This window comes from Sorangium sp. So ce327, assembly GCF_051530205.1.
Classification (GTDB): Bacteria; Myxococcota_A; Polyangia; order Polyangiales; family Polyangiaceae; genus Sorangium; species Sorangium cellulosum_B.
In genome coordinates, this window is the sequence record NZ_CP150330.1 from 10418589 (window position 1) to 10436915 (window position 18327).

The window sequence follows — 18327 nt, forward strand, 5'->3', positions numbered from 1 at the left end:
GTGACCTCCGTTCGGACCCGGGCCGCCGGGGCGCACCCAGCTGGCCCATTGGATGGATATCAGCCCATGTGCGCCGCCGTCAACCGGGCCCGCACGCTGTTGAGGGAGGGCGGCGCCCTGGATGCATGGATAACCTAGGGGTATAGCGTCGCTCTTCCGGGGGTACGGGATCGCACAGAGGATCTTCTGTCACCCGAGGTGAGCGGCCTTTCGCCGTTACCCCCTCTCCCCGCCCTCCGCCACCACCTCGCTCTATCTGCGCGACGTGCGTGCCCGTCGTGACGTGAATGAACCAGTAAAGCCCAGTTCGCTGCACCAGAGATCGCAGCAACACAGGACGGGGCCCTCCGCCACGAGGCGCCCGGCGGCTGAGCCTCACTTGATCGTCCGGACGAGACGGAAGCCGACGCCTCGGTGCACCGCGTCCGACGCGGGGTAATTCTGGCTGGCCGCTCGCAGCTGAAAACGCGAACCCGCGGCGTTGCTGCCTCGGGTCACGCGGAGATCTGTCCCGTCGGTCCTCAGGGTGATCTCCGTGGCAGGGTTCGTCACTGGCCCCTCGGCATCGTGAAAGACGGGTCGATCGCTGGTCCACTCGACGACGTTGCCGAGCATGTCGAACAAGAGCCAGCGGTTGGGCCGCTTCGTCCCCACGGGGTGCGTACGCGCTCCCGAGTTCACGTCATACCATGCGATGGGCTCGAGGTTCGGCTCGGGGTCGTAGCGCGCGTCCGGGTTCGCTCCGGTGATGTCACCTCCGTAGTAGGCCGTCCTCGTCCCCGCGCGCGCGGCGTACTCCCATTCTGCCTCCGTCGGCAGGCGATAGCCCTCGCACTCGTAGACGCTCGCCGCGTCGCCCGCGAGGCCCACGCGGCCGCAGATCACGCCGCGGCCCAGCTCGCCTTGACATTCGGAGAGCTCGAAGCAGGGCGCGAGGGGCGGCTCGTGACGTGCGGAGAGCAGGTTCGCGAAGAGCAGGGCTTCGAACCACGTCGCATACCGGAGCGGACACGCGTCGTCCTCGCAGGTCGCCGTACCATCCTGGACCTTCACCGGCTTCTCCGGCATGAGCTCGACGAGCTCCGACCACTGCTTGCGCGTCAGCTCGAACTGCCCGATCTCGAACCCGCGCTCGAGCGTGACCGCCCTTGGAATCTCGGTGTACTCACCACGCCAGAGCTCGCTCTCTGGCGAGCCCATGATGAAGCAGCCCGGCGGAACGCGACACCAACCATTCGCGCATTCAGCCACCACCGCTGGATGCCGGCACACGGATCCATCGGCGGAGGCGAGCTCCCAGCCAGTCACCTCCGGACCGACCGGATCCATGTTGCTGGCAGGCACGACGGACGGCTCCCGGTGCTCCGCCCCGGGCTGGCAGCCGAGGGGTACGACCAGGAGAGCCCAGAGAGCGACGCCCATCGCGCACGTCATCGGAGCGTTCGTATTCATGGCACGTTGCTGACCCCGAACTCGTCACCCAGGTTTTCGAAGCTCTGCGCTGCCGCCGGCGTCCTGAGCCCTACGGTCACCAGCAAGGCGACGCCGTCGACCAGGCTGTCGTGCCCCGGTCCGCCATTCCAGCTGACGCGCTTGCCGGTGCAAGGTTCGACGTTCTCTTCCGATTCACTGCACGCGGCGACGTAGGCGTTGAAGAGATCCTTCATCTTCCAGCGCAACTCCGGCGTCGGATGGCTGTCGACCCCGTAGAGGAACTCCAGCCAGTCGTACTCGGTGCCGAACGAGAGGAGGTCGGGGGACGAGCTCCCGTCGACGCAGTGCGTGTTGCGCCACCGGACCGCCTGCTTGCAGCTCACCGGGATCGGCGGCTGATTGATGTAGAGGCCGGTGTCCTCATCGAACGCGCAATCGGTCACTCCCGGCATGCACTCCGCGGTCGACATCGGCTTGTAGTAGACGAACGTGCAGTCGGATTCCATGTCGGCGTTGAAGGCCTTGGCCGCGAAGTACTGAGCAAATCCCTCGACCTGCGCGGCGTTCGGCTCCTCCAGCGATTGCAGGCAGTGGAGCCGCTGATCGGGCGGGACGCCATCGCAGCGGCAGAGCGCGGGCTGGTCGGCGTCGCCCGCGCAGCCGTACTCCGGCCTCATCAGCCCTTGACCACTGCCCTGAATGAAATGACCGAACTCGTGCGCGACGACGTACTTGAAGCGGGTCGACGAAGCGGCGAGTCCATCCGGCTCGAGAAACAGCGTGTCCCGGCTCCTGCAGCTCGTCATGAGGGTCTCCTCCGTGCAGGGATCGTCGATCTCGCAATATTCGTCGACGACGATCTCGACTCGACCATTGCCCTCGTAGCGATGATCGATCATCGCACGCACGATGCCGAGCTCCCCATCGCTCTCGTGTTCACGTTTGAGCATCTGGCTGATCGCCGCGCCGGCTCGGGTGATCGAGTTGTGCTCGACGAAGGCCGGGCGGAGGGGCGCGGGGGGCATCGTGGGCCAATCGATCGGGTGGGCCGAGCACGTCGCGTCGGTGACGCTCCCGAGGTCCTCCGCGTAGATCGCGCAGATGGAGGCCGGCCCGCTCTGCCCGGTTTGCCGCACGACGACGTTGGCCCCGGTGAACGCTGAGCCGTTCATGGCGCAGTTGGTCCCCGAAGGGTCCAGGCAGTGCTGGCTGATGACGCGGGTCGCGATCTGGAGGTCGGTGCCCAGCTGCCAGTGCGAGCGGACGGGGAGCTTGGGCCTCGGAACGCAGCCGTCGCCGTCGAGCACGCCGCCGCGGTCGAAGAGCACGCCGGTCGAGTTCGACATCGTGATCTGGTAGCGCGCAAAGCTCGCCGGGACCGGCTGCATCTCCTTGCCGGGAAGGTAGTCCTCGCTGCCGATGCCAGCCCAGGGGCCAGAGTCGACGAACTGCGCGTTCCAGTCGAAGCAGATGTCCGGGCTCGCGATCGGCGTCGCGGTGAAGCACATGCGGCCGCCGTCGATGCACGTCTCGTTCGCGCCGGTAGCGCCGGTGTACAGGTCGACGTCGAACCCGTAGTCCCGGAGGTCGTCGTCCCCCAGGCAGAACCATGCGTCGTCGTCGTCCACGTCGACCGAGACGTGGACCGTGGCCCGCTCGCGGGCGACCTGCACCGTGCCGCTGCTCGTCTGACCCTTGTCCTGGCCGTCGATGACGAGCCTCGCGACGAACGGATCGACCGTGCCACACAGCCCCTCGCCGTCATCGAAGTTGAGCGAGGTGACCGTGAACGTGAAGGCGGCCGGGCCGGCCTCCTCGTTGCTCGTGTTGCCCACCTGCGGGCCCACGAAGTCGCCGTACACCTCCGAGGCCAGGTGGGACGTGGCAGACGTCGTCACCTCCGGCGCGAGCTGCACGCTCAAGGACGCGAGCGACACGCCCGGACGCTCGATCGGGACGAGGGCGAGCGGCGGGGCGGGCTCTGGCTCCGGGGGGACATCTCCCAGATCGCAAGCGGGGCTGGACGAGCTCGCGGTCGCCGTCTCTCCGGCGAGCTGCCACGAGAGGCTGCCGCTCAGGTCGAAGGGCGCAAAGAACACCTTGTCGTGCACCCCGGGCAAGAGCGTCGTGGGCGGCGCCACGCCTCCCGCGGGGACGAGCTGGTTCTGGGGGCCGAGCGGCACCGTGACCGGGAAGTCGCTCTCGTTCTCGTAGCCGAAGAGCGCGGCCCCCGCAGGGTGCTTGAAGCGTCGCACGCACTCGACAACCGGGTGAATGTTCAGGACATCGTACCAGTGGTCGAAGGGGTCGAACGTGACGGTGGAGCCCGCCTCGGCGGCCTCGACCGTTTGCCCGAAGAACGACCCTCGATGTCCGGGCGACCCGACCGGCGCGAGGCGCAGGGTCGCGCTGGGCGCCACGAGGGTCCCGTTGAACGCGGCCTCGAGCGAGACCGTCCCGGTCCCGAGGTAGGCCAGGAAGAAGCTGCTGTCCGGGCCGACGAACTGAACTCTACCCTTGAAATCGAGCAGCTGGCGTACATAGACGATCACCGGGCCGGCCGACGTGTCGAGGCGGGCGATCGACTGAGGCTGCATCTGGAGCTGATCGAGATAGTACGTGCCCGAGCTGAGATCCAGCGTGCTCCGAGAGCCGACGGAGACGCTCGCGTACCCTCCCGGGGCCAGCGACGAGGTCGTGTCCGGTCCGACGGGCGGTACGCTGACGAGCGACGGGAAGTCGACAGTGAAGCGCAGGTTCCCGAGCGGGCCGAGGGGCGTTGCCGGAAGCTCGGTCCCGACGATCGCTGCGCCGGCTTGCTTGGTGATGGTGCCTGCAGCCTGGACCGTGCCGGTGGCCTCCGTCTGACTCCCGAGCCAGACATTGCCTCCGCTGACGAGCGACCCTGTCTTCGTCGCGGCGTTGACCTCGAGGAGGCCAGTGCCGACGTTCACCGCCGGCGCTGGCGCGCCGCTCACGTCGCGCAGCGTGACCCCGCCGGCGATGCGCAGCGACTGCGATGCATGGAGGGCGACGTTGCTCTGTGAAAAGCCTGCTGGGAACCCGAGCGCGATCTCGAACTGGTTCAAGAGCGCCTGCCTGGCCGTGGAGATCGCGGCCTGCTCGGGGGCCTCCCCCTCGGGCGTACCACAGCCCACCACGCTCACGCTCGCCGCCAGCGCCAAAGCCCGTGAGAGCCGCGCCTGGATCCTTGAACCGTCGTTCGTCGTGCTCCTTCCTCTGCCACCGGCAGAAGGACACAACCTGGTGCGCTCCGGTAGATTGATGTTCTCGTGTTTTGCCATTGTCGTCCCGTGAGCACAGGCCGCTGTGGAAAACGCTGTTTCTCGGCCGCTCGGACTGGCACGTAGCACTCCATGTGCCAGGCGCAGAGGGCGCGAAAAGTCTCGATCCGTCGCGTTCCACGCGCTGGACGACGAGCCGCCCGCCGCGCTGTGAGGCGCATTCTCCATGACATGTCACGGGCTGCGGCGTGACATGTCACGGCCCGCAGGAGCGTCGCGCATTGGTCGCGCGCGGCTCTCGACGGTTCGTCGCCGCAACATCGTTGCCCAGGGCTCGGTTCTGGCCCCGTGCTGGAGCGACAAACGGGTTGAAGCCGCACGCAAACAGCGAGAAGTTGGGACGCCAAGAGACGCCAGAAGACGCCAAGATTTATTGTTTTTTGGCGTCTTCTGGCTTCTTTGGGCGTCTTCTGGCGTCCTGGCGTCTCATTTCTCGCGTTTCCAAGCTGATCGCTGTTCTAGGGAGACCCCTCTCTACGCGCCCCCCGCCACCTCGCTCCAGTCGATGTCGAACCGCGCCAGGTACTTCCGCAGCCGGTCCGCGTCGTTGACGCTCTTCTTCTTCGCCCGCGACGCCGCGAACAGCACCCGTCCCGCCTCCGACAGCGACCGCGCGCCCTTCAGCACCCGCAGCACCTCGGCCAGCTGCACCCGGTCGAACGGGTCGAGCGCCGCCGCCCGGCGCGCGCCGAGCGCCGCGACAACGAGATCGTCCCCGTCGCTCCCCTCCCCCGCCGCGCCGCCCCCGGCGAACGTTCGCCCGCCCGCCGCGGGCGCTCGCCGCCAGGCCTCCATCAGCCGCCCGATCTCCTCCTCCACGATCGGCCCCCCGATCCTCCCCCCGGGCGCGAGCGTCGCCATCCGCGTCACGGCCGCGTTGAAGTCCCGGAAGTTGCCCGGCCACAGCGCCTCTCGCGACGTCGCGAACCCGAGGAACCGCGCGCGCGCGTCGCGGCTCATCGTGATCCGCACGCCGAGCAGCCGCGCCGAGGCGTCGAGCTCGTAATCGAGGTTCGGCTCGATGTCCTCGACCCGCTCCCTGAGGCCCGGGAGCCGGAAGGTCCACAGGTTGATCCTCGCCAGGAGATCCTCGCGGAAGCGCCCCGCCAGAACCTCCAGCGCGAGATCCCGGTTCGTGCCGGCGAGCAGCTGGAACTCGCTCCTCACCTCCCTGTCCGAGCCGACCGGCAAGAACGCCTTCTCCTCGATCGCCCGCAGCAGCATCGCCTGCTCGTCGGCGCCCAGCTCGCCGATCTCATCGAGGAACAGCACCCCTTCGTGCGCCTTGCGCAGGAGCCCCGGGCGGTCCTGGAGCGCCCCCGTGAACGACCCCTTCGTGTGCCCGAACAGCGCCGACATCGCCCCGTCGCCGCGGATCGTCGCGCAGTTCAGATCCACGAAGTCGCCGCCCACCTGCCGGCGCCCCTTCTTGAGGTCGTAGATCTTCCGCGCGAGCTGCGACTTCCCCGCCCCCGTCGGGCCCATCAGCAGGATGGGCGCGCGCGACGCGATCGCCACGTGCTCGATCCGCTCGATCAGCTTGTTGTACGCCGCGTTGCGCGTCTCGATACCGCTCTTCAGGAACGACACCCCCTCGCGCTGCTCCTTCTGGAACCGCGACGCGATGCGGTCGTACTTCGAGAGGTCGAGATCGATGATCGTGAACGACCCGGCCGCGAGCTCCTCACGGTCGCGCTTCGGCGGCGACGTCTGGATGAGCCGACCCGGGAAGTACCGCGACTCCGTGAGCAAGAACAGGCAGATCTGCGCGACGTGCGTGCCCGTCGTGATGTGGACGAGGTAGTCCTCCCGGTCCGGCGCGAACGGGTACGCCCTCGCGAAGTCGTGGAGCGCGCCGTACACCGCCTCGAAGTCCCACGGATCGTCCACCTCGACCACGTGACCGCGGATGTCCGTCTCCGGCGAGGCGCGCCGCACGTCGCCCATCACCGTCTCGGCCAGGCCCTCGAAGCGGCGCTGGTAGAGCAGCTCGAACCGGTCGACGATCAGGTCCTCGTGCTGGCACAGCGCCACGCTCGGGCGCCAGCGCGACCAGCGCTCCGCCGTCTTCCCGGTGTCCAGCGTCGGGCCCAGCATGCCGAGGACCACGGTCGTCTTGCGCGTCATAGAATGTTCTCTAACCGTTTTATACACAGGTCTAATCCACAGGGCCAGCGGCCCGTGATCGCCTGGATTTCGAGTGGCACGCGCCGTGCGATACGCAGAAGGCAGAACGACCCCTCACCGGAGATCTTGCCATGGAGCGAAGCTACAACGTCATCCCCACGGACTCGGGCGTGCCCATCAAGGCGTGGACGGTCGGCGTGCCGTTCGAGACCGCCGCGGAGGCGCAGCTCAAGAACCTCGCCGCGCTGCCGTTCATCCACAAGTGGATCGCCGTGATGCCCGACGCGCACCAGGGCATCGGCGCGACCGTGGGGAGCGTCGTCGCGACGCACGGCGCGGTCATCCCGGCGGCGGTGGGCGTCGACATCGGCTGCGGGATGATGGCGGCGCGCACGAGCCTCTCCGCGTCGCAGCTGCCGGACGCGCTGCGCGGGCTCCGGACGGCCATCGAGGGCGCGGTGCCGCACGGCCGCACCGACAACGGCGGGAAGAACGACCGCGGCGCGTGGCGCTCGCCGCCCCCGGCCCAGGTCGCGGCGTGGGCCGAGCTCGAGCCGCGGTACCGGCAGATCGTCGAGAAGCACCCGCGCATCGGGCGCGGCTACGCCATCGAGCACCTCGGCACGCTCGGGACCGGCAACCACTTCATCGAGCTCTGCCTCGACGAGGAGGACCGCGTCTGGGTCATGCTGCACAGCGGGTCGCGCGGCGTCGGCAACCGGGTCGGGAGCTACTTCATCGAGCTCGCCAAGCAGGAGATGAGGCGCTTCTTCATCAACCTGCCCGACGCCGACCTCGCGTACCTGCCGGACGGGACGAGGCACTTCCACGACTACATGCAGGCCGTGTCGTGGGCGCAGGACTTCGCGGCGGTGAACCGCGAGCTGATGATGGCGCAGGTGATCGCGGCGCTCCGCGGCTCGGGCGAGCTGCCGCCCTTCGACGCGACGGTGGAGGCGGTGAACTGCCACCACAACTACGTGGCGCGCGAGCACCACTACGGGAAGGACGTGCTCGTGACCCGCAAGGGCGCCGTCCGCGCGCAGGCGGGTGATCTCGGGATCATCCCGGGCAGCATGGGCGCGCGCTCGTTCATCGTCCGCGGGCTCGGCAACGCGGAGAGCTTCTGCAGCTCGAGCCACGGCGCGGGCCGCGTCATGTCGCGGGGCGAGGCGCGCCGCCGCTTCTCCGTCGCGGACCACGAGGCCGCGACCGCGGGCGTCGAGTGCCGCAAGGACGAGGACGTGATCGACGAGACGCCGGCGGCCTACAAGCCGATCGACGACGTGATGCGGGCGCAGAAGGATCTCGTCGAGATCGTCCACACGCTGCGGCAGGTCGTCTGCGTGAAGGGGTGAGCCGCGCGCCCCGGCGCCGTGATATCGCTGTTCCAGGGGAGAGCCGACCGCCATGCTGACCATCGATGGATCCATCGGAGAGGGAGGGGGCCAGATCCTCCGCACGACGCTCGGCCTCTCGCTGATCACGCAGACGCCCGTCCGTATCACCTCGATCCGCAAGGGCCGCGCGCGCCCGGGCCTGATGCGGCAACACCTGACCTCGGTCCGGGCCGCGGCTCAGATCGGCCGCGCCGAGGTGTCGGGCGCGTCGCTCGGGTCGCAGGAGATCGTGTTTCGACCGACCGCGATCGTCCCCGGCGAGCACACGTTCCAGGTCGGGAGCGCGGGGAGCACGACGCTCGTGCTGCAGACCGTCCTGCCGGCGCTGCTCCGCGCGCCCGCGCCGTCGGCGCTCACGCTCGAGGGCGGCACGCACAACCCGCTGGCGCCGCCGTTCGACTTCCTGGACCTCGCCTACCTGCCGCTCGTACGGAGGATGGGGCCGGACGTCACCGCGACGCTCGTGACGCCCGGCTTCTACCCGGCCGGCGGCGGGGTGGCCCGCGTCTCGATCGCGCCGGCGCCGGCGCTCGCGCCGCTCGAGCTCCTCGAGCGCGGGGAGATCCGCGGCCGGCGGGCGGTCGCGACGGTGTCGAACCTCCCGGGCGCCATCGCGGTGCGCGAGCTCGACGCGGCGGCGGCGGTGCTCGGCTGGGAGCCGGACTGCTTCAAGCCCAGCGTGCTGAAGGGCGGGAACGGCCCGGGCAACGTGCTCACCATCGCCGTCGAGAGCGAGCACGTGACCGAGGTCTTCACCGGGTTCGGGGTGAAGGGCGTGCGCGCGGAGTCCGTCGCCACCAAGGCGGCCGAGGAGGCGCGCGACTACCTCGCGGCGGGCGTCCCCGTGGGTGAGCACCTGGCCGATCAGCTGCTCTTGCCGATCGCCCTCGCGGGCCGCGGCGCCTTCCGGACCGTGCGCCCGTCATCCCACACGACGACCCACCTCGGGCTGCTCCGAGATCTCCTCGGGATCCGCGCGTCGGTCGCGCAGATCTCGGACGCGGCGTGGCAGATCGAGATCTGGCGCTGAGCGCGGTCCACGGCGGATCCACGGCCGATTGACGTCGGCGTCCCGGTTGTGCCACATCACGACGGGCGTACGGCGCGCCCTGCGTCGCGGGCTGCCCGCGGCGCGGCGGCGCGCCCGGACGGCGGCGACGCGGAAGGCGGGACAATGGCGAAGCGCGATTACCTCAAGATCACGGACACGACCCTGGCCGAAGCGCACCGCGTGCTCAGGCTCGCCGCTCGCCTGAAGGAGGAGCCGAAAGGGCGGCGCACGACGATGCTCGCCGGCCGGGCCATCGCGGTCGTCCTGGAGAAGGCGAGCACGCGCACGCGCGTGTCGTTCGAGGTCGGCATCGCGCAGCTCGGCGCCCAGCCGGTCGTGCTGAGCACCCAGGGCAGCCAGCTCGCCCGCGGCGAGCCGATCCGCGACACGGCGCGCGTGCTCGCCCGGTACTGCGACGCGATCGCGTTCCGCACGTCGTCGACCGCGCGCCTGCTCGAGATGGCGGAGGCGAGCGTGCCGGTGATCAACGCGCTCTCGGACGACGGCCACCCGGTGCAGGTGCTGAGCGACGTCTTCACGATCCAGGAGGCGCTCGCGGCGAACGGGGACAGGAGCGGCATCGCCGGCCGGCGCATCGCGTTCCTCGGCGACTGCGCGAGCAACATGGCGCGCTCGTGGCTCGAGGCGGCGCAGCTCTTCGATTTCCACCTCGTGCTCGCCGGGCCCGAGGGGTACATGCCGCCCGCGGACGAGGTCGAGCGCGCGCGGAAGACGGGCCACGTCACGATCACCCACGACCCGCGCGAGGGCGCGGCGGGCGCGGACGTGGTGAACACGGACGTGTGGGCGAGCATGGGACACGAGGCCGAGGCGGAGAAGCGCCGCGCCGCGTTCGCCGGCTGGACCGTGGACGCCAGGGTGATGGCGAAGGCCGCGCAGCACTCCATCGTGCTGCACTGCCTGCCGGCGCACCGCGGCGAGGAGATCGACGACGAGACGCTCGAAGGGCCGCGCTCGCGCGTGTGGGATCAGGCCGAGAACCGGCTGCACGTGCAGAAGGCGCTGATGCTGTGGCTGCTCGGCGTCGAGCTCGCCTAGAGCGGCCGCGTGCGGCGCGGGGTCAACCGAGGAGGGCGCCGCGCCGGGAGCGGGCGGGGGGCCCGTCGCCGCCCGAGCGGCCCGTGAGGTCCGCGACGACCTGCACCAGGTCGGCAGGGTCGATCGGCTTGGCGATGTGCTTCTGGAAGCCGGCCGCCAGCGCCCTCCTCCGGTCCTCGATCCGGGCATAGGCGGTCAGGGCCACGGCGGGGATACGCCGGATCTCGTCCCGGCCCGCCGCGCGGAGCTGGTGGATCAGCGCATAACCGCTCTCCCCCGGCATACCGATGTCGCTGAGCAGGACATCGGGCCTCAGCCGATCCAGGACGCTCATGGCCTCGCTCGCCGAGCCGGCCGTTGTGACCCGCGCGCCCGCTCCCTCCAGCAAGAACGCGATCATCTCCCGGGCGTCCGGCTCATCCTCGACGACGAGGACGTGAACGCCGAAGAGCGGCGATGGCTCCCCGCTCCGCAGCGGGGCGCGCCCCGGCGCGGACGGCGTCCCCTCGTGCGCGGCGGAGGGGGCCACGGGCAGGGGGAGCGTCACCGTGAACGTCGCTCCTCCCCCCTCGCCCGGGCTCTCCGCCTCCACCGTGCCGCCGTGCAGCTCGACGAGGTGGCGGACGATCGCGAGCCCCAGGCCGAGCCCGCCGTGAGCCCTCGTCGGGGAGGAGTCGCCCTGGCGGAAGCGGTCGAACACATACGGCAGGAACGACGTGGCGATGCCCTTGCCGTTGTCCGTGACCGAGATCGCGACCTGGGCGTCGCTCCGCCCCACCCGGACGGTGACAAGCCCTCGCTTCGGGGTGAATTTCACCGCGTTGGAGAGCAGGTTCCACATGACCTGCTGGAGGCGATCCGGGTCGCCGCACACGTGGCTGAGCCCCTCGCCCGGCTCGACGCGGATCTCGATCTCCTTCGCCTTCGCCGTCGGCGTGATGGTGTCCACGGCGGCCTCGATGACCGCCGCGAGATCCACGGCGATCGTGCGGAGCCGCAGCTTGCCCGTGATGATCCGGGAGACCGTCAGGATATCGTCGACGATCTGCGCCTGCGCGTGGGCGTTGCGCTCGATCGACGCCATGCCCTGCTTGACGCGCTCCGGGGCGAGGCCCTTGTCCTTGATCAGCCGCGCCCAGCCCAGGATCGCCGTGAGCGGCGTCCGCAGCTCGTGGGAGACCGTCGCGAGGAACTCGTCCTTCATGCGGTTCGCGTCCTCGGCCCGGATGCGGTCCTTCTCCGACTGGGCGAGCGCCTGCTGCTCGCGGCGGAGCAGCTCCGTGCGCTCGTGCTCGAGCTGCTTCAGCTCGGTGATGTCGACGACGGCGCCCGTCAGGAACAGCGGGGAGCCGTCCCGATCGGCGACGATGCGCCCGCGATCGTGGACCCACCGGATCGACCCGTCGGCGCGGACGACGCGGTGGATGATGTCGTAGATGCACCGCTCGTGGACGCTCTTCTCCGTCATGGCGGTCACCGCGTCGACATCCTCCGGGTGGACCCGGCTCAGCCAGTCGCTGATGGGCTGCGTCGTCTCGCGCTCGTCCAGGCCCAGGATGCGGTTCAGGCTCGCGTCCCTCGTGTCGTAGTTCGTCTCCAGGTCGACCCGCCACGTGCCCACGTCCGCCGCCCACGTGGCCAGCCGGAGCCGATCCTCCCGGTCCTGGAGCGCGCTCTCGATCCGGAACCGCTCGGTCAGGTCGACCGTCGCGCCGACCATGCGGATCGCCTTGCCATCCGCGTCGCGGAGCATCGCGCTGCGATCGAACACCCGGGCGACGGAGCCGTCGCCGCGGTAGACGCGGTACTGCGCCGACCAGCTGTCGGCGTTCCCGTGGATGAGCTCCTCGAGCGCGCGCGCAATGCGGTCGCGATCCTCGGGCAGCACGCGGTCCACCCACCACGCGCCGGTCGAGTCCGTCTGCTCGGGCGTGTAGCGGAAGACCTCGTAAAACGTCGCGTTGCGCTCGACCCGGTCTGTCCGGATATCCCAGTCCCAGATCGGGTCCTTGATCGCTCGACCGAGGAGGCGATAGCGCTCGTCCTGTACGTCCGCCTCCCAGCGCGCGCGCTGCTCCCGGGCGCCAGCCTGCTCGGCGCCATCGGCGAGGCCTGCGAGCGCGACCGCGGCCTGATCGGCGAGCGCCTCGATCAGCCAGGCCTCCTCGCCGGAGGCCGGGGCGCCCCGCTCGGCCGCGAGCACGCCAGAGACACGGCCGCTGACGATGAGCGGCGCGGCGGCGACGTGGGCCGCCCCGTCCAGCGCTCGCGCCATCCCGTCGTCAGCGCTCGGGAGCGGGCGGCCGCGGAGCTCGGCGAGCAGCGCCGGATCGAGCCCCAGCGCCGCTCGCACGACCGGACGGCCGTCCTCGTCGTCCAGGATCAGGACGGCCCTGCCGGAGCCGCTCAGGCGCGCCGCAGCGGAGAGGACGATCTCGTGAATCGCGGGCGCCGAACACGCCGACGCGAGCGCGCGGCTGGCCTCGGTCAGCGCGCGGATGTGCGAACGGTGCCTCTCCTCGTGTTCGATCACAGGCAGACGACCCTCGGATCCAGCAGGAGGGTGCTCTCGCGGACGATGGGTGTACATCCCTGACCAGATCAGCCGGGCACGCTCTTGGAACACGGCGCCACCACACCAGAGCACGAGCAGGCGGTATGCCTCTTGCGGCCCAGTCATAGGAGCGCGTGGACATGCGCGCCAGCCAAGCCGCAGGCGATCCGGCGCAGAAAACTTGGCCCGGTATCCCGATTCCTGAGCAAACCCGCGCAGCGTGGATTTCCGCGACATGCCGCCCGAGCTCCTCCTGGCCGTGGCCGGCGCGGCGCTCGCCTTCGGGCTGGTCCAGACGCTCCGGCTCGCGTGGAGGCGCGCATGGCAGCGGCGCCGGCTCTCGCGGTGCCGGGAGCAGGGCGCCGCGGGAGAGGTCCGCGCCGAGGCGCTCCTCCGCGAGCTCGGCTACACCATCGTCGGCCGGCAGGTCGCGGTCTCGTACGGAGTCCAGATCGACGGCGAGCCGGTCAGCGTCGGGCTCCGCGCCGACTACCTCGTGGCGCACGGTCCCAGGCGGTATGTCGCCGAGGTGAAGACGGGCCGGCTCGCGCCGCGCATCGACACGCCCGCGACGCGGCGGCAGCTGCTCGAGTACCGCGTCGCGTTCGACGTCGACGGCGTGCTCCTCGTCGACGCGGAGTCGCGGCGGGTGCGGTCGGTGGTGTTCCCGCTCCCCGCCGGCGCCGCGGCCGCGTCGCCGTTCGGCGCGCGCCTCGCGTGGGTCCTGGCGGCCATCGTGGGGGGCCTCGTCGCGGCGATGGCCGCGCGCTCCGCGGGGTGACCCGGGCGCGCGGCGGGCCAGGGCGCGGCTCGCGGACGGCCCGCGGCGCGCCCCAGGGCGAGGCCTACGGGCGGCTCGCGGCGCGGCGCGCGCGGCGCCTGCGGCCGGCGAGCAGCAGGAGACCGAGCCCGAGCAGGCCGACCCTGGCCGGCGAGGCCTCCGAGGTCGCGCCCGCGCGGCACGCGCAGGACGCGTCAGGCTTGTTGCCGCCCGTGCCGCCGCCGCTCGCGCCGCCGGAGCCGGAGCCGGGACCGGAGCCGGAGCCGGTCGTCAGATCCACCGGATCGTCGAGCCCCACGTCGGGTCCGCTCGACCCGCTCGCGGCGGAGGCGGCGCCGCCGTGGACCACCGGCTCGCCGCAGACCCCGTTGACGCACGGGGCGTTGCCGGGGCAGACGGCGCCCGCGCACGCGTCGGCGCAGCTCCCGGCGACGCAGACCTGCCCCTCGGCGCACGTCTTCCCCTCGCAGCCGGCGTCGACGCAGCGACCGTCTTGCGGCGCGCACACCTTGCCGGCGGGGCAGGTGCGGCACCCGCAGTTGGACTGGCAGATGCCGCGCTCGCAGACCGCGCCCTCCTCGCACTCGATGTGGGCGCAGAGATCCACGCACCGCCCGAGCTGGCACTCCTGGTTCGCGGGGCAGACGACGCCGTCACACCCGCCCACGCAGTTGCCGCCGACGCAGATCTGGCCGCCTGTGCACTCCTTGTCGACGCACGCCGGCTCCACGCAGAAGCCGTCGTCGTTGCAGACGAGGCCGAGGTCGCAGACCACCTCGCCGCGCCCGCAGTACGGCACGCACGACCCGCGGTTGCACACGAAGCCCTCGTTGCAGAGCCCCTCGCCGTTATCGACCTCGCCGTCGCAGTCGTTGTCGATGTTGTCGCAGGTCTCTTTCTGCTCGCCGGGCTCGAGCACGGGCAGACACTCGACCTCGCCCTCGGTCGCGCAGCCCGTCCTGCCCACGGCGCACGCGCCCTGCAGGCCCGTGTCGCAGACCTCGCCGCCGCCTTTGCAGGTCACGCCCGTGATGTAGTAGACGAAGTCGTTGAAATCGCCGTCGTTCTCGTACCCGCCCTGGTTCCCCTTCCAGCTCGTCGCGGTCACGGGCAGGTCCTCGAAGGCGACATAGAACGCGTCGGGCTCGGCGGTCGACGTGTAGATCAGCGTCGTCACCCACGGCGCGTTCGGCGTGCAGCTCGTGCAGACGGTGTTCAGCTCGCGCTGCGAGAACTTCGTCTGGGTGCAGTACGTGCCCGCCTTGCCGATCAGCGCGAAGCCGACCAGGCCGCCCTGGTACCGCCGATCGCTCCGGATGTCCGCCGCCGAGAACTGCCGCGGCGTCCAGCCGTGCTGCCCCGTCTGGGTGGTCTCCATCGTGGCCAGCGGGCAGAAGTCGTCGTCGTCGCAGTCGAACGCCGTTGAGGTGTCCGCGGGGATCAGCTCGTAGATCTGGTTGTCCGGCGGGCGCACGCCGCTCGCGGTCGCGTTGTACCAGCCGAACGCGACCTTGCACCCGCCCCCGCGCAGCACGAGCTCTCCCGAGAACCCGCAGAGCGGCGAGAAGACACCTGGCTCCGTGCTCGCGTCGGCCAGCGGATCGATGTCTTCGTCCCGGTGCATGAAGAGCCCTTCAAGCGTGACAGCGTCCTCCTCGAAGCCCCGGCTCCTCACGAGGCCAAGCTCGGCCTCCTTGACCGCCGTGGGCAGGCGCGTGCCATCCAGCTGCGTCACAGCAGCGCTCGCGGGCACGGCCCCCACGAGCGGGGCAAGCGATAGGAACAAGGAAAACGCGGCTCGAGCCGCGCGGCGGCGAGGCGTCGTGAGATAAGGCGTTTGCGGCATGAACACCACTCTACACCTCCCGAGGAGACCAGGGTGGATGAGATTACACATCTCCACACCGCCAGAATTATGCAGCACGGTTGTTCCTGCGTCGCGGCGCGCGGCCGCTTTGACGCACGCCGTCACCACGGCGCATGGAGTTGATCTGACGTTGAGTCGACCGTCAGCGGTTTCCGGCGCCGCTCCACCTCGCGCCGGGACAGGCCTCCTCGGGCGCTGCGCGGACGACTGCGGCGGAATCGGCACAATGGCGCAATGAAAGAGGGGAGCAATGAACCGACGGCGCGCGCAATGAAACAACCAGCAGCGCGGCCGAGCAACGCAGAGACGCTCCCGGCGCGGGGTGTTGCCCGGGTGTGGTAGGCTCGCGCGGTCAGGCTGCGCGTTTCCACCGCCACCGTATGACCAAGAAATCGCTCCGCGTCTATTTCATCGCCCACCACGACGGCCGCTTCACCGGCATCCTCCTGCGCACGTGGGCATTCCTCTTCGATCGGCCGGCGCCGTCCGCCTATGGCGCCTCCGAGGACGAGGTGCTGCGCGCGATCGAGGTCGAGCTCCACGCGAGGCTCGCCACGGACGAGGACGATCTCGATCGCTACCTGTGGGACGAGTCGTTCGAGGTCCGCTCGCTGGACGTCGACGTCCACCCGCAGACCACGGTCAAGCGGACGGCCGTCGTCGGCCGGCGCCAGATCCCGCTGCGGCTCACGTACCTCGCGAGCAAGCTCGCCGAGGGCGGCGTCCGCGTGATGCTCCCCCGCTTCGGCTGGTCCGTGGTCCTCGAGGATCTCTCGATCGCGCCCGACGTGCTCCGCCAGCTCGTCACGAGCGCGCTGCTCGGCGAGTCCCCGCGGTCGCTCTTCGATTTTCGCCGGGAGGGAGACGAGTACGTGCGCCCGTGGTCGCCGCGCCGGATGGAGCGCGCCGGGCGGAGCGCTCGGCGCCCGGAGGACGAGCGCCCCACGCTGCACGCCGTCTCCGAGGATCTCGTCGAGAAGGCCGCGCGCCAGCGGCTGCCGCTCGCGGTGGGCGAGTCCGAGGAGCTGGAGCAGGCGCTGCCGCTGTTCGACGCGGCGCGCGCCGCGCACGGCGCGCGCGCCACGTCGATGCCGTCGATCCTGCTGGTGGGCGGCCCGGGCGTCGGCAAGACGACCTGGGTCCACCGGCTGGCGCGGCGGTTCGCGGCGTGGCGAAGGGACAAGGCGCGCGCGGGCTCGCCGGGCCTGTTCAGCACGTCGGCCGACAGGCTGCTCGCCGGGATGAAGTACCTCGGCATGTGGCAGGCGAGGTGCCTGAAGCTCGTGGGCGAGCTGTCGCACGAGGGGGATCTGCTCCACGTCGGCGCGCTCCTGCCCCTGCTGCGGCCGCAGCCGGACGGCGCGTCGATCGGCGACGTGTTCCTGCCGGCGCTCCGCACGGGAGAGGTGAGCCTCATCGCGGAGTGCACCGAGCCGGAGCTCGAGGCGTGCCAGCGCCGCGCGGCCTCGCTCGTGGCGTGCTTCCAGATCGTCCGGCTGCGCGAGCCGGACGCGGCCGCGGTGCCGGCGCTGCTCGCGGAGTACGAGGCGCGGAAAGACACGCGCGTCCGGCTGCACCCGGCGGGCAAGAAGCGGCTGGTGCAGCACCTCGCGATGTTCCGGCGCGACGTGCTCTTCCCCGGCAAGGCGTTCCGCTTCTTCGACTGGCTCGCACAGGAGGCCGGCGCGCGGGCCGGCGCGGAGGCGGAGGCGGCCGGAGCGGCGCCTTCGCGCGTGCTGTACCCGCGGGACGTGTCCGAGGCCTACGCGCGCCATTCGGGGCTGCCGATCGAGCTCATCGCCGACGAGATCCCCGCGAGCGCCGAGACGATCGCGCGCGGGCTGAAGCGGCGCGTGATCGGGCAGGACGAGGCGTGCGACACGGCGGCGCGGGTGCTGGCGCGCTTCAAGGCCGGGATGAACGACCCCGAGCGCCCGTGCGGCACGCTGCTGTTCGTCGGCCCGACCGGCGTGGGCAAGACGGAGCTCGCGAAGGAGCTCACGCGGTCGATGTTCGGCGACGAGGGGCGGATGATCCGGCTCGACATGAGCGAGTACAGGCTCCCGGGCTCGTCGGCGCGCCTGCTCGCGGCGGGGCCGGACGCGACGACGCTGGCGCAGCGCGTGCGGCAGGAGCCGCTGTCGCTCGTGCTGCTCGACGAGATCGAGAAGGCGCACCGCGAGGTGTTCGACCTCTTGCTCGCGATCCTGGGCGAGGGGCGGCTGACGGACGAGGACGGGCGCCACGTCGATTTCCGGATGGTGCTCATCGTGATGACCTCGAACCTCGGCGTCGCCGACCGGGCGCCTGTCGGCTTCGGCGGCGACGACGAGCGCGCCCTGCCCCCGGGCGCGCGGCGCGCGGCGCCGGCGGGCGTGCGCGAGCACTTCCGGCCGGAGTTCGTGAACCGCATCGATCACGTCGTGCAGTTCAGGGGCCTCGGGCGGGACAGCGTGCTCAGGATCGTCGATCTCGAGCTCGCCAAGGCCGAGGCGCGCACCGGGCTCGTGCGGCGCAACCTGAGGCTCCGTGTGCTGCCCGAGGCGCGCTCCTTTCTGGCCGAGGCGGGGTTCGATCCGAGGCGCGGGGCGCGGCCGCTGAAGCGGGTGATCGAGGAGCGGGTGATCACGCCGATCGCGGCGCGCATGGCGGAGGATCCGGGGTGCAGGGATCGAGAGGTCGTGGTGGCGAGCGGGGGCGCGGGGCTCGAGGTGCGGTTCGGGTAGACGAAGGGGGGGGAGCGGCGGTC

General features: G+C 70.9%; 10 protein-coding genes. 5 read left to right on the forward strand and 5 right to left on the reverse strand.

What is annotated here, in order from left to right:
• Positions 1-375 precede the first annotated feature (375 nt).
• The 3 genes from WME95_RS39025 to rtcR all read right to left on the reverse strand — a co-directional run bounded on the left by WME95_RS39025 (position 376) and on the right by rtcR (position 6866).
• Positions 376-1452: a formylglycine-generating enzyme family protein gene (locus tag WME95_RS39025; protein WP_437904408.1), complete on the reverse strand. Its 1077-nt coding sequence runs from the start codon at positions 1450-1452 to the stop codon at positions 376-378.
• Positions 1449-4601, reverse strand: coding sequence for a hypothetical protein (locus WME95_RS39030; RefSeq protein WP_437904409.1), 3153 nt, complete (start codon positions 4599-4601; stop codon positions 1449-1451). The genes WME95_RS39025 and WME95_RS39030 overlap by 4 nt, the downstream gene beginning before the upstream one ends.
• Positions 4602-5213: 612 nt before the next feature.
• On the reverse strand, positions 5214-6866 hold the full coding sequence (gene rtcR, locus WME95_RS39035; RefSeq protein ID WP_437904410.1) for an RNA repair transcriptional activator RtcR: 1653 nt from the start codon (positions 6864-6866) through the stop codon (positions 5214-5216).
• 131 nt (positions 6867-6997) lie between these two features.
• Here rtcR and WME95_RS39040 point away from each other — a divergent pair, with 131 nt between their 5' ends.
• The 3 genes from WME95_RS39040 to argF all read left to right on the forward strand — a co-directional run bounded on the left by WME95_RS39040 (position 6998) and on the right by argF (position 10376).
• Complete coding sequence (locus tag WME95_RS39040; RefSeq protein ID WP_437904411.1) at positions 6998-8224, forward strand: RtcB family protein; 1227 nt, start codon at positions 6998-7000, stop codon at positions 8222-8224.
• 52 nt (positions 8225-8276) lie between these two features.
• Entirely contained in the window at positions 8277-9296 is a 1020-nt protein-coding gene (rtcA, locus tag WME95_RS39045) for an RNA 3'-terminal phosphate cyclase (protein ID WP_437904412.1), read from the forward strand.
• 144 nt (positions 9297-9440) lie between these two features.
• A complete protein-coding gene (gene argF, locus WME95_RS39050) occupies positions 9441-10376 on the forward strand; it encodes an ornithine carbamoyltransferase (RefSeq protein WP_437904413.1) in 936 nt (311 codons plus the stop codon).
• A gap of 22 nt (positions 10377-10398) precedes the next feature.
• On the opposite strand, the gene WME95_RS39055 is transcribed toward argF, so the two are convergent.
• Positions 10399-12909 (reverse strand): PAS domain-containing protein, encoded by a 2511-nt coding sequence (locus WME95_RS39055; protein ID WP_437904414.1) that lies wholly within the window; start codon positions 12907-12909, stop codon positions 10399-10401.
• Positions 12910-13165: 256 nt separating this feature from the next.
• Between WME95_RS39055 and WME95_RS39060 the strand changes: the two genes are divergently transcribed.
• Positions 13166-13711, forward strand: a complete 546-nt coding sequence (locus WME95_RS39060) for a hypothetical protein (protein WP_437545026.1) — start codon at positions 13166-13168, stop codon at positions 13709-13711.
• A 64-nt stretch (positions 13712-13775) separates the two neighbouring features.
• Here the strand turns inward: WME95_RS39060 and WME95_RS39065 are convergent, their stop codons facing one another.
• A complete protein-coding gene (locus tag WME95_RS39065; protein ID WP_437904415.1) occupies positions 13776-15497 on the reverse strand; it encodes a hypothetical protein in 1722 nt (573 codons plus the stop codon).
• A gap of 461 nt (positions 15498-15958) precedes the next feature.
• Here WME95_RS39065 and WME95_RS39070 point away from each other — a divergent pair, with 461 nt between their 5' ends.
• Positions 15959-18304 carry an AAA family ATPase gene (locus WME95_RS39070; protein WP_437904416.1) on the forward strand — a complete coding sequence of 782 codons (2346 nt, stop codon included), beginning with the start codon at positions 15959-15961 and terminating at the stop codon, positions 18302-18304.
• The last annotated feature ends 23 nt before the right edge of the window (positions 18305-18327 follow it).

What these genes read in the sequence shown, in the direction of transcription:
- WME95_RS39025 (WP_437904408.1), bottom strand. Translation starts at nt 1,452, where the DNA reads ATGAATACGAACGCTCCGATGACGTGCGCGATGGGCGTCGCTCTCTGG.
- rtcR (WP_437904410.1), bottom strand. Translation starts at nt 6,866, where the DNA reads ATGACGCGCAAGACGACCGTGGTCCTCGGCATGCTGGGCCCGACGCTG.
- WME95_RS39040 (WP_437904411.1), top strand. Translation starts at nt 6,998, where the DNA reads ATGGAGCGAAGCTACAACGTCATCCCCACGGACTCGGGCGTGCCCATC.
- rtcA (WP_437904412.1), top strand. Translation starts at nt 8,277, where the DNA reads ATGCTGACCATCGATGGATCCATCGGAGAGGGAGGGGGCCAGATCCTC.
- argF (WP_437904413.1), top strand. Translation starts at nt 9,441, where the DNA reads ATGGCGAAGCGCGATTACCTCAAGATCACGGACACGACCCTGGCCGAA.
- WME95_RS39060 (WP_437545026.1), top strand. Translation starts at nt 13,166, where the DNA reads ATGCCGCCCGAGCTCCTCCTGGCCGTGGCCGGCGCGGCGCTCGCCTTC.
- WME95_RS39070 (WP_437904416.1), top strand. Translation starts at nt 15,959, where the DNA reads ATGACCAAGAAATCGCTCCGCGTCTATTTCATCGCCCACCACGACGGC.